The sequence below is a fragment of the Streptomyces bottropensis ATCC 25435 genome (assembly GCF_000383595.1).
Classification (GTDB): Bacteria; Actinomycetota; Actinomycetes; order Streptomycetales; family Streptomycetaceae; genus Streptomyces; species Streptomyces bottropensis.
Window position 1 is genome coordinate 2,392,351 of the sequence record NZ_KB911581.1, and the last position, 11,716, is coordinate 2,404,066.

The 11,716-nt window shown below is 73.4% G+C and carries 8 protein-coding genes; 4 read left to right on the top strand and 4 right to left on the bottom strand.

Annotation, left to right across the window (positions count from 1 at the left end):
• Positions 1–156: 156 nt before the first annotated feature.
• Genes meaB through STRBO_RS0110570 form a run of 3 tightly spaced genes read right to left on the bottom strand, consistent with a single transcriptional unit; the run spans position 157 to position 5,134 of the window.
• Positions 157–1,146 (bottom strand): methylmalonyl Co-A mutase-associated GTPase MeaB, encoded by a 990-nt coding sequence (gene meaB, locus STRBO_RS0110560; RefSeq protein ID WP_005481803.1) that lies wholly within the window; start codon positions 1,144–1,146, stop codon positions 157–159.
• Entirely contained in the window at positions 1,143–3,326 is a 2,184-nt protein-coding gene (gene scpA, locus STRBO_RS0110565) for a methylmalonyl-CoA mutase (protein WP_005481805.1), read from the bottom strand. The genes meaB and scpA overlap by 4 nt, the downstream gene beginning before the upstream one ends.
• A complete protein-coding gene (locus STRBO_RS0110570; protein WP_005481807.1) occupies positions 3,323–5,134 on the bottom strand; it encodes a methylmalonyl-CoA mutase family protein in 1,812 nt (603 codons plus the stop codon). Before STRBO_RS0110570 ends, scpA begins: the two co-directional genes overlap by 4 nt.
• A gap of 213 nt (positions 5,135–5,347) precedes the next feature.
• On the opposite strand from STRBO_RS0110570, the gene STRBO_RS0110575 reads away from it, so the two are divergent.
• From STRBO_RS0110575 to STRBO_RS0110590, 4 genes are all read left to right on the top strand, one after another.
• Positions 5,348–5,572 (top strand): heavy-metal-associated domain-containing protein, encoded by a 225-nt coding sequence (locus STRBO_RS0110575; protein ID WP_005481809.1) that lies wholly within the window; start codon positions 5,348–5,350, stop codon positions 5,570–5,572.
• A gap of 189 nt (positions 5,573–5,761) precedes the next feature.
• Complete coding sequence (locus STRBO_RS0110580) at positions 5,762–6,376, top strand: CdaR family protein (RefSeq protein ID WP_005481811.1); 615 nt, start codon at positions 5,762–5,764, stop codon at positions 6,374–6,376.
• Between the two features lie 63 nt (positions 6,377–6,439).
• Positions 6,440–9,541: an AfsR/SARP family transcriptional regulator gene (locus tag STRBO_RS0110585; protein ID WP_245170584.1), complete on the top strand. Its 3,102-nt coding sequence runs from the start codon at positions 6,440–6,442 to the stop codon at positions 9,539–9,541.
• A 97-nt stretch (positions 9,542–9,638) separates the two neighbouring features.
• Positions 9,639–10,013: a peptidase inhibitor family I36 protein gene (locus STRBO_RS0110590; protein ID WP_005481816.1), complete on the top strand. Its 375-nt coding sequence runs from the start codon at positions 9,639–9,641 to the stop codon at positions 10,011–10,013.
• A 227-nt stretch (positions 10,014–10,240) separates the two neighbouring features.
• Here the strand turns inward: STRBO_RS0110590 and STRBO_RS0110595 are convergent, their stop codons facing one another.
• A complete protein-coding gene (locus STRBO_RS0110595; protein ID WP_005481818.1) occupies positions 10,241–11,602 on the bottom strand; it encodes a hypothetical protein in 1,362 nt (453 codons plus the stop codon).
• Between the last annotated feature and the right edge of the window lie 114 nt (positions 11,603–11,716).

Sequence of the window (11,716 nt, forward strand, 5' to 3'; positions counted from 1 at the left end):
GATCCACCGTCAGCCGGATCACGATCCGCCACCACTCGGGGCGCTCAGCCGGGTGAACCGGAGCGGTCCGTCCGGGGGACCTGGCCCCGGCCGGACACCACGGAACACATACGCCCGGCCGTCGGGCGCGCCCCCGCCGGGACGGGCGGAGCCCGTCTACTCCTGCGGGCCGGAGTCCCCGAACGCCTCCAGGATCCGCTCGGCGGCCAGCGTGGCCGTCAGTTCGCCGTCCCTGACGCGCTGTTCGAGGACCGGAGCGAGGGACCGTACGCCGGGGTGGGTGCGCAGCCGGCCGAGGAGTTCGTCGCGGACCATCGACCAGGTCCAGTCGACCTGCTGGTCCCGGCGCTTGGCGGCGAGCCGGCCGGTGGAGTCGAGGAGCGTGCGGTGCTGCTCCAGGCGCTCCCACACGGCGTCCAGGCCGGTGGACTCGCGGGCGCTGCAGCTCAGCACCGGCGGCGTCCAGGCCGCGTCCCTGCCGTGCATCAGCCGCAGGGCGCCCGCCAGCTCACGGGCCGCCGTACGGGCGTCGCGCTCGTGCGGGCCGTCCGCCTTGTTGACGGCGAGCACGTCGGCCAGCTCCAGGACACCCTTCTTGATGCCCTGGAGCTGGTCGCCGGTGCGGGCGAGGGTGAGGAGGAGGAAGGAGTCGACCATGTTGGCGACGGCCGTCTCGGACTGGCCGACGCCGACGGTCTCCACGAGCACCACGTCGTAGCCGGCCGCCTCCATCACCACGATCGACTCGCGGGTCGCCCGGGTGACCCCGCCGAGGGTCCCGGCCGTCGGCGAGGGCCGCACGAAGGCCGCCGGGTCGACGGCCAGCCGCTCCATCCGGGTCTTGTCGCCGAGGATCGAGCCGCCCGTACGGCTCGACGACGGGTCCACCGCCAGCACCGCCACCCGGTGCCCGAGCGAGGTCAGCATCGTGCCGAACGCGTCGATGAACGTCGACTTGCCGACGCCCGGCACCCCGCTGACCCCGATCCGCCGGGCCCGGCCGCTGTGCGGCAGCAGCGCGGTCAGCAACTCCTGCGCCAGCGCGCGGTGTTGGGGCCGAGTGGACTCGACGAGAGTGATGGCGCGGGCGATGACCGCCCGCTTCCCGTCGAGCACACCCTTGACGTAGGCGTCGACATCGATCACAGGTCGTGCCCGAGGTCGTCCGACAGCCTCTTCACCAGGTCATGCGCCGCGTCCGGGATCACCGTCCCGGGCGGGAACACGGCCGCCGCGCCCATCTCCAGCAGCGTGGGCACGTCCTGCGGCGGGATCACCCCGCCGACCACGATCATGATGTCCGGCCGCCCCTCCTCGGCCAGCTGCTCCCTGAGCGCCGGTACGAGGGTGAGGTGCCCGGCGGCCAGCGACGACACCCCGACGATGTGCACGTCCGCCTCGACGGCCTGCCGGGCCACCTCGGCCGGGGTCTGGAACAGCGGGCCGACGTCCACGTCGAAGCCGAGGTCGGCGAAGGCGGTCGCGATCACCTTCTGGCCCCGGTCGTGGCCGTCCTGGCCCATCTTGGCGACCAGGATGCGCGGCCGGCGGCCCTCGGCCTCGCCGAAGGCGTCCACCAGGCTCCGGGTGCGCTCCACGTTCGGGGACTCGCCTGCTTCGTTGCGGTACACGCCGGAGATGGTACGGATCTGGCTCGCGTGCCGGCCGTACACCTTCTCCAGGGCGTCGGAGATCTCGCCGACCGTGGCCTTGGCGCGGGCCGCCCGCACCGCCAGCTCCAGCAGGTTGCCCTCGCCGCCGGCGGCCCGGGTGAGCGCGTCCAGCGAGGCCAGGCACTCCTGCTCGTCGCGGTCCGCGCGCAGCCGGCGGAGCTTGTCGATCTGCTGGGCGCGGACGGAGGAGTTGTCGACCTTGAGGACGTCGATCTGCTCGTCGGTCTCCACGCGGTACTTGTTGACGCCGATGACCGGCTGCCGTCCCGAGTCGATCCGGGCCTGGGTGCGGGCCGCGGCCTCCTCGATGCGCAGCTTGGGGATGCCCGCGTCGATGGCCTTGGCCATGCCGCCCGCCTGCTCGACCTCCTGGATGTGCTGCCAGGCGCGGCGGGCGAGGTCGTAGGTCAGCTTCTCGACGTAGGAGCTGCCGCCCCAGGGGTCGATGACCCGGGTCGTGCCGGACTCCTGCTGGATGAGGAGCTGGGTGTTGCGGGCGATGCGCGCCGAGAAGTCGGTGGGCAGGGCGAGCGCCTCGTCGAGGGCGTTGGTGTGCAGCGACTGGGTGTGGCCCTGGGTGGCGGCCATCGCCTCCACACACGTCCGCGTGACGTTGTTGAAGACGTCCTGCGCGGTCAGCGACCAGCCCGAGGTCTGCGAATGGGTGCGCAGGGATAGCGACTTGGCGTTCTGCGGATCGAACTGCCGCACCAGTTTGGCCCACAGCAGACGGGCCGCCCGCAGCTTGGCGACCTCCATGAAGAAGTTCATCCCGATCGCCCAGAAGAACGACAGCCGGGGCGCGAACGCGTCCACGTCCAGCCCCGCCTCCCGGCCCGCCCGGATGTACTCCACCCCGTCCGCGAGCGTGTACGCCAGCTCCAGGTCGGCCGTCGCGCCCGCTTCCTGGATGTGGTAGCCGGAGATGGAGATGGAGTTGTAGCGGGGCATCTTCTGCGAGGTGAAGGCGAAGATGTCGGAGATGATCCGCATCGACGGCTTCGGCGGATAGATGTAGGTGTTGCGGACCATGAACTCCTTGAGGATGTCGTTCTGGATGGTCCCCGCCAGCTTCTCGGCCGGCACACCCTGTTCCTCCGCCGCCACGATGTAGAGCGCGAGCACGGGCAGCACCGCGCCGTTCATCGTCATCGACACGGTCATCCGGTCCAGCGGGATGCCGTCGAAGAGCTGCCGCATGTCGAGGATCGAGTCGATCGCCACGCCCGCCATGCCGACGTCACCCGTCACCCGGGGGTGGTCGCTGTCGTAGCCCCGGTGGGTGGGCAGGTCGAAGGCGACCGACAGACCCTTCTGACCGGCCGCCAGGTTGCGCCGGTAGAAGGCGTTCGACTCCTCCGCCGTGGAGAAGCCCGCGTACTGCCGGATGGTCCAGGGCTGGTTGACGTACATCGTCGGGTACGGGCCGCGCAGGTACGGCGCCATGCCGGGGTAGGTGCCCAGGAAGTCCAGGCCCTCCAGGTCCTGACCGGTGTACAGCGGCTTGACCCCGATGCCCTCCGGGGTCTCCCACAGCAGGTCGTCACCGCCCGCCGCGTTCTTCACCGCCGTACGCCACTCGTCGGCACCGCCGCCGACGGCCGGGGAACCCAGCTCGATCCCGGAGAAGTCGGGGACGGAAGGGACGGTCATCGGGACACTCCCATACGGTCGAGGGTCGCGGACAGCACGGCCACGGCGTCACAGCCGGCGAAGACGAAACCGTCCACACCGGTGTACTCGGCGGGACGGCCGGCGAGGAACACGTGCGAGGCACCGGCGGCCCTCAGCCCGGCCGCCGATGTCGCGGCCCGCTCCTCGTAGACGGCGTCACTGGAGCACAGGCAGACCTCCGTGGCACCGCTCTCCTCGAACGTGCCCTCGGTGACGGGCTCGATGCCGCCCGCCTGGAAGAGGTTGGCGGCGAAGGTCGTCCGCGCGGTGTGGGCGGCCGCGGGGCCCAGGGACGCCAGGTAGAGGCGCGGGCGGGAGCCCGTCGCGGCGAGGTGGGCGTCCGAGCGGGCGCGCAGCGCCTCGAACGTCTCGTCACGGCTGACGCGGGGGAGACCGCCGGACGGCGGCTCGGGCGCGGGCGCGCGGACGACCGGCTTCTCGGCCAGATGGGGGAACTCGCTGACGCCGGTGACCGGTTCGCGCCGCTGGGCGAGCTTCGCGCTGCGGGCCGCCCAGGTCTCGGCGAGGCGCTCCCGTACGGCGCCGGAGCGCAGGGCCGCCGCCTGGCCGCCCGCGCGCTCGATCTCCTGGAAGAACTCCCAGCCCGCGTGGGCCAGTTCGTCGGTGAGCCGTTCCACGTACCAGGAGCCGCCCGCCGGGTCGATGACCCGGGCGAGGTGGGACTCCTCCACGAGGATCGTGGAGGTGTTGCGGGCGATACGCCGGGCGAACGCGTCCGGCAGTCCGAGGGCGTGGTCGAAGGGCAGCACGGTGACGGAGTCGGCGCCGCCCGCCCCGGCTGCCAGCGTGGCGATGGTCGTGCGCAGCATGTTCACCCACGGGTCGCGGCGCGTCATCATCACCGGCGAGGTCACCGCGTGCTGGATCTGCGCCCCGGCCGAGGGCGCCCCGCACACCTCGGCCACCCGGGCCCAGAGCCGCCGCGCGGCTCGCAGCTTGGCGATCGTCAGGAACTGGTCGGCGGTCGCGGCGTACCGGAACTCCAGCTGGGCACAGGCCTGTTCGACGCTCAGCCCGGCCCCGGTCAGCTCCCGCAGATACGCGACACCGGTCGCCAGCGAGGCACCCAGCTCCTGCGCGGCCGAGCCGCCGGCCTCGTGGTACGGCAGGGCGTCCACCGTCAGGGCGCGCAGCCCCGGGTACTCCTCGGCGCACAGCCGGGCCAGTCCGGCCACGGGCGCGAAGTCGTAGGTCTGCCCGGTGCGGGCCTCGTGGCCGAGGGGGTCCGCGCCCAGGGTGCCGCGTGCCGCCTCCTTGGCGACGCCCCGTTCGGCGTACAGGCGCAGCAACTCATCGGCGGCGGGCTCGGTCTCGGCGCCCGCGTCCAGGACGACCGGCGCGAGATCGAGATACACGCCGTCGAGGACCCGGCCGAGCGAGGACACCGGGAGACCGGCCTCGCCGAGCACGAGCCACAGAGAGGTGACGCCGTTCTCCAGGTCGGCGAGGACCGCGTCGCGGTCCGCCGTCGTGTGCCGCTGGCGTACGTCCCAGCCGCCGTCGGTGTTGCCCGCGGCCCGGCCTCCTCGTACGAAGGGCGCGAATCCGGGGAAACCAGCAGGGGGCGCGGTGTCGTGCGCGGTGTAGAGGGGACGGGTGCGCAGCCCGTCCTCCAGCGCGGTGGACAGGGCTTCCTCGGCCTGAGTGCCCTCGACGTCCTTGCCCGACTTGCGCAGCACGCCCGCAACGAGGCGCTGCCACTGCTCGTGGGTTGTGTCAGGGAACTCGGCGGCCAGCTCAAGCCCGTCGTCAGGGAGGACCGTCATGCTCGGATGCTAGGCCAGAGGCGCAAAGGAGCAGCAGGGGGCGCGGCTGTGACCTTGCCCTCCCTGGGGTGACCTTGAAATCGGATGGGTTACCTGCCGGTCACTTACGGGCCGGGAGTGAACGTCGGGGGGTGGTCCGCCGTACCTGGTGCCACGCGGCCCGTGCGCCCCCGACGGCACGGTCACCGGGCCGCCCGAGGACAGGAGCGACCCATGGCCGAGAAGTACTTCACCGTGTCCGGGATGAGCTGTGGCCACTGCGCCACGAGCGTCACCGAGGAGGTCGCCGCGGTGCCCGGCGTGAGCGAGGTCGATGTCGACGTACGGGCCGGCCTGGTGACCGTACGCGGCGAGATGGCCGACGACGGGGCTGTACGCGCGGCGATCGTCGAGGCGGGCTACGAGGTCGCCGAGGTCGTACGGCGGGCCGCGGCCTGAGCCGGGAAGCGGGCGTGGACAGGCCGGGGCCGGCCCGGGGCAGGGCTTCCTCGACGGCTTCGAGCGGGTCCTCGCGGGCGCCGCGCCCACCGGCCGTCGCCCGACGCGGGACGAGATCGAGTCGCGGCGGGCGCTCGGCGCGCGGGCGGCGGAGGTCGGACACGGCCGGCGGCCCTGCGGGCGCACCTCGTGGCCGGCCGGGACAACCGGCCGCGGGCGACCGACCCGGACAGCGCGCTCGCCGTCATCGAGCAGGCCGTGGACGCCTTCGCCGACGGCTACGAGCGCGCCCAGCGGCTAGTGGTCCGCAAGGAGGCGGCCACCCGTCGGGAGTTCATCGACGACCTCCTGCGCGGACGCGGCGACCCCGGTCACCTCGCGGCCGGCTCGGAGCGGTTCGGGCTGCGCCTGTCCCGCGCGCACGCGGTCGCCGTCGCCGAGGGGCCGGAGAAGTACGACGAGCCCGACCCCGTACCCCGGCAGGTGCCCAGCGACCTCTTCGCCCGCTTCGAGAACCGCCGCGTCCTGTTCGCCACCGAGGACGGCCGGATGGTGTGCGTCGCCCCCGGCGACCAGGACGACGTCCTCACCCACTTCGCCACACGCCGCTACGCCGCCACCGGCCGCGCCCAGGTCGCCATCTCGGACAGCGGTCATCGACGCCCGCCTCCTCGACCGGCCCACCAGAGCCCTGAGTTCGGCGCAGCCGTCTGCCCGGCCCTCTTGTGCGGGACCCGCGCCACCGCACTCGGTGGGGTTCGGCCATTCCCACCCCCTGGCCGGTGTATGTCTGGCGCCGGGTGAGCAGGACGAGCATCGTGGACACCGAGGGCTTCGAGTGACGGCGCACAGGACCGGTGCGCCACGGTGATCGGGAGCCGTGGGGGACAGGTGGAGTTCCGGGTGCTGGGGCCGGTCGAGGTGTGGCTCGACGGGCAGCGGCTGCCGCCGTTCCCGCCCAAGCCGACCGCGCTGCTCACCGCCGGGCTCGTGGAGGCGGGAAAGCTGGTGTCGGTCGACCGGCTGGTCGACGCCGTGTGGGGGGACCGGCCACCGGCGTCGGCGGCGAAGCTGGTGCAGGGGTATGTCCTCAAGCTGAGACAGGTGCTCCACAGGCCGGACACCCGAGAGGTGATCAAGACCCGTCCCCGCGGCTATGTGTTCGAACCGCAGGAGGGACAGCTGGATCTGCAGCTGTTCCAGGCGCTGCTGGAACGAGGGCACGCGGAAGCGGCCCGGGGCGAACACGGCGGTGCCGCGGACCTCTTCGAGGAGGCGCTGGCGCTCTGGAGAGGCCCCGCGCTCGGCGCTCCGACGACCTCGGTGCTCCAGGCCGAGGCGACGCGGCTGGAGGAGATCCGGCTGGCCACGGTGGAGCGCGTGCTCGACGCGCGGCTGGAACTGGGCGGGGGAGCGGAGCTGGTGGGCGACCTCACCGGGCTGGTGGCCGAACATCCGCTGCGGGAGCGATTACGGGTGCAGCTCATCATCGCCCTGGACCGCTGCGGACGCCGGGCGGACGCCCTGGCTGTGTACCGGGACGGCCGTCGTCTGCTGCACACCGAGTTGGGTATCGAACCCGGCCCGGAGCTGCGGGAGGTGAACGCCCGGCTGCTGGTGGCCGACCGGCCCGCCGGAGGCGGCGGCGTGGGGGAGACGCGTGCACGGTGGGGGATGCGCACGAGGCGCGAGCCCGGCGGGGCACCGGCTCCCGTGCAGCTGCCGGCCCCGCCGAAGTGGCTGACCGGACGCGCGAGGGAAACGGCCCGTCTGGAAGCCGCGTTGCGCGAGGGCGGCGAACACGGCCGGGTCTGTGTCGTGCACGGGATGGCGGGTGTCGGCAAGACGGCCCTGGCGCTGCACGTGGCGCACCGGGTCGCGTCGGCCTTCCCCGACGGGCAGTTGCACGCCGGACTGGGGGGTGGGGACCCGGCCCGTGCGGCCGACCCCGCCGAGGTCCTCGCGGGTTTCCTGCGCGCGCTGGGCGTCGGACCGGGCCAGGTCCCCTCCTCGCTGCCCGAACGGGCGGCCGCGTTCCGTACGGTGCTGGCCGGTCTGAGGGTGCTCGTGGTGCTGGACGACGCCGCCACCGAGGAGCAGGTGCGCACCCTGCTCCCGGGCGCGGGCAGCGGGAGCGCCGTGCTGATCAGCAGCCGGAAGGCCCTGCACGGCCTGGACTGCGTCGAGCGGGTGGGCCTGGAGGTGCTGGACCTCACCCACGCCGTGCAGCTCCTGGCCCGGCTCGCGGGTCCCGCCAGGACGACGGCGGAGCCCGAGGCGGCGGCCGAGATCGCCCAGTTGTCCGGCGGGCTCCCGCTGGCCCTGCGTATCGCCGGGTCCCGGCTCGGCACCCGCAGCGCCTGGCCGCTCGGCGCCCTGGCCGAGAGGCTCCGAGACGAACACGTCCGGCTGGACGAGATGGCCTCCGGGGACCTGGACGTACGGGCCGGGATCGAGGTCAGCTACCGTGCGCTGCCGGCGGCGGAACGGCTGGTCTTCCGCCGGCTCGGGATGCTGGAGTCACCGGACCTCGCGCCCTGGGTGGCCGCCCCGCTGGCCGGCATCGACGTGTCCGACGCGGAGCGTCTGGTCGACCGGCTGGCGGACGCCCATCTGCTGGAGCCGCTGGGTGCGGACCGCACCGGCCGTGTTCGCTACCGCTTCCACGACCTGGTCCGGCTGTACGCCAGGGAACGGGCCGAGCGGGAGGAGACCCGCCAGGACCGGACCTCGGCGCTGTCCCGGCTGCTGCGTACCTGGCTCGCGCTCACCCGCCGGGCCGGGGACCTCGACCCCACCGGGGTGCCGCACCTCGCGCCCCAGGGGGCCGCGGAGGACGCCGACCTGGGACTGGGCGGGAGGCTGCTCGCCGATCCGCGCGCGTGGCTCCACGCCGAGCACGGTTCGCTGGTCGCCGGGGTGGTGCTGGCGGCGCGCCTCGACCTCGACGAGGAGGCGTGCGACCTGGCCTCGGCGCTCGTCCAGGCCTCCTTCCGGGTCAACAACCAGTTCGAGGACTGGGAGCGCACCCACGACGCCGCCCTCGCCGCGGCCCGCCGGGCGGCGAACGCGCGCGGGGAGGCCGTGGTGCTCACCGGCCTCGGACAACTGCGCTACGAACAGGACCGGTTCGACGAGGCCGAACGCCACTTCCGCGAGGCTCTGGCCGGGTTCGTACGCCTGGACGACCTCGGCGGCCGGGCCACGGCCCTCGCGGGGATCGCCGTCGCCGGCCGGGAGCAGGGCAACTTCGGCGAGGCGACGGCCTGTCTGGAACAGGCCCTGTCCGCGTTCGAGGAACTCGGGGACGCCGCGGGGGCGGCCGGCGCCCGCTACGACCTGGGGTCGATCCTGCGGGAGAAGGGGAACTTCGACGAAGCGACGGTCCACCTCGGCAGGGCGCTCACGATCTACCGGTCCCTCGGCAGTCGGCGGGGTGAGGGGCTGGCCCTGCGGGCGATCGGACTCGTGCACCGCGCGGCCGGTGACCTGACGCGCGCGGAGGAACGGTGCTCGCAGGCGCTCGACCTCCTGCGATCGGCGGGTGACCGGCTGATGGAGGCGTACGCCGTACAGGCGTTGGCCAAGGTCCGCTTCCGGCTGAAGCCCGACGACGCGGAGCTGCCCGCGCTCCTCGGCGCGCTACGGGTGTGCCGGGAGCTGGACGACGGGTTCGGCGAGGCTCTGGTGCTGCGCACCCTCGGCGAACTGCACCTCGCACAGGGGCGGGTGGACCACGCCTCGGCCTGTCTCCGGCAGGCACTGGACCTGTGGACACGGCTGCGGCATCCGGTCTTCCGCGCCCGCACCCTGCGCGATCTGTCCCGCCTCCACGAACTCCTCGGCGACCGGCCCGGCGCCCGCGCGCTGCGCCGGGAGGCGCTGCTGACGTTCCAGCTCTACGGCACCCGGGAGTACGCCGAACTACGCGCCGTCGAGGAGCCGGACCCGAGCGTCCACACGGGCTGAACCAGGACTGAACCGGCACTGCGCCCCGGCTGCACCGCCGTCGCCCACAGTGAGGGGGCAACGAAGGAGCAGGACCCGACCAAGGGGGAAGAACCCGATGCGCAAGCGCACCATCGCGGCTCTGTCCGCATCCGCCGCCCTGGCCGCCGTGGCCGTCGCGGCACCCACCGCGTCCGCCGAACCGAACCCGCCCGGCTGCGACCGGGGGGCCTTCTGCATCTACTCCGGCACGGGTCAGACCGGTTCACTGGTCGTGGAGAGCCAGGGCAACTGGTCCGGCAGCGTCAGTGGGCGTTCCGTCTTCAACAACGGCACGAGTTTCCCCGGTGCCGACCACATCCAGCTCACCTGGACCTACAACGGGGGCACGTACAGCGACTGCCTCCACTTCAACCCGGGCCCGGGCGACTACAAGTGGGACTTCGCGCCCGGCGTCGTCTTCAAGAAGGCCACCTGGCGCGGCGAGTGCTGAACCCCGCCACCGCACGCACGGCCGCCGCGGATGTCCGCGGCGGCCGTGCGTGCGGTGGCGGTGACCTGCCGCAATGGGTGGTCGCTGGTGGCTGACCCGTCGGCGGGTGCCCAAGCCGTCGGTCTCGGTGGATCGGCCGCTTCAGCGAACGCGGCGGAATTCTCTCCTCCACAGGCTGAGGTCGCCCAGCGGGCGGGCAACAGCGTCGAGGCCCCGCTGTCCCGCTGTCACCATCCCGTCAGGAGGAGGTGGTTGACGAGCAGGGCCAGGGAGGCTTGTGCCGTGAGCCAGGTGCGGGGGCGGGGGAGGAAGGCACATGCGGGGAGGAGCCACATCGCGAAGGGCAGCCAGATGCGCTCCGTCTCGGCCTTGCTCATCCCGGACAGGTCTGCCACGAGGAGGGCGAGTACGGCGGCGGACACGAGCAGGGCGAGGCGGGCGTCGGCGGCGGGGGCGCCCGGACCGTCGGGTCGGGTGAGGATGCCGCGGCCCTGCCTGACGAGGGCGGTGCCGCAACGACGCAGACCCGCCGCGGTCGCCAGGCCCACGACGAAGACGGTGCAGGCGAGGTTGGCCCAGACCCAGTATCCGTAGGGTCGCAAGCCGCCGGCCCCTTGGTGGTAGCGCTCGACCAGGAGGTGATAGGCCTCCCACCAGTCGAAGCCGGCGAGTGTGAAGGCGAGCGGCGCGACCGTGGCTCCGGCGAGCAGGAGGGGGAGTGGGCGTGCCCGGTCGCGTCCGAGGAGCAGAACTCCCGCCGCGATCACCGCGAAGAGGGTGAGACCGTAGGAGAGGTAGCAGGTCAGGCCGAACAGGAGACCGGACCCAAACGCGGCGGCTCGCGCGCGGCGCCCCGGCTGCCCGGTCACGGCGCACGCGAGCAGTGCCACCGACCATGCGGCGACCGCGGCGAAGTACCCGTCGGCCGACGTGCCCATCCACACCGCGGCCGGGGCCAGCACCAGGAACGGTGCCGCCCGCCGGGCGAGGGCCTCGTCGGCCAGCGCCCGCACCGTCACCAGCACGGCCACGCACGCCGTGGCGCCGACGGTGATGCACCAGACCCCGGCCCAGCCCCCGCCGCCCAGGCCGATCCGGTCGAGGAGGACGAAGGTGAGCGTGGCCCCCGGCGGGTGTCCGGCGACGTGCGGGGGCCAGTGGTCCGGTGAGCCGAGCAGGATGTGGTGGGTGAAGTCGCGCAGGGTGGCGGGGATGTCGTCGAAGCGGTCGATGACCTGGAGGTACTCGTAGCGGGTGGTGAGCCGCACCGCGATGCCCCGGTGCCAGCCGTCGACCAGGGCCAGGGACGTGGTCCAGGCCATGGCTGTGCCCCAGGCCGTGGTGAGGAGAGCGCGCCAGGGCAGCCGGGCCGCGAGGACGGGCCCGTACGCGACGACGGCGACCGCCACCGCCAGGGCGGCCGGGGTGCCCGGGCCGATGTGCGGGCGCCACTTCGCGTACAGGGGTGGCCAGCCCACGTGCAGATTGTCGTAGGTGAAGTGCAGATGCCGGCCGACCAGGATGCCGGCCACGACGAGGACGACTGCTGCCAGGGCGGCGGCGAGGTCGCGGTGAGGGGTGCGGATCACACCGGGAACGCTAGGGCGCAGGGGGGTGAACGCGGTCGCCCGCACCGTTGACGTCAGCGTTTCGTCATGGGTTGCGCACCCCTTCGCGGGTCGGTCCCGGCCTACGGTCGGGAC

Bases quoted from the DNA above. Each gene is read 5' to 3' on its own strand.
- scpA (WP_005481805.1), bottom strand. From the start codon at position 3,326: ATGACCGTCCCTTCCGTCCCCGACTTCTCCGGGATCGAGCTGGGTTCC.
- STRBO_RS0110570 (WP_005481807.1), bottom strand. From the start codon at position 5,134: ATGACGGTCCTCCCTGACGACGGGCTTGAGCTGGCCGCCGAGTTCCCT.
- STRBO_RS0110575 (WP_005481809.1), top strand. From the start codon at position 5,348: ATGGCCGAGAAGTACTTCACCGTGTCCGGGATGAGCTGTGGCCACTGC.
- STRBO_RS0110590 (WP_005481816.1), top strand. From the start codon at position 9,639: ATGCGCAAGCGCACCATCGCGGCTCTGTCCGCATCCGCCGCCCTGGCC.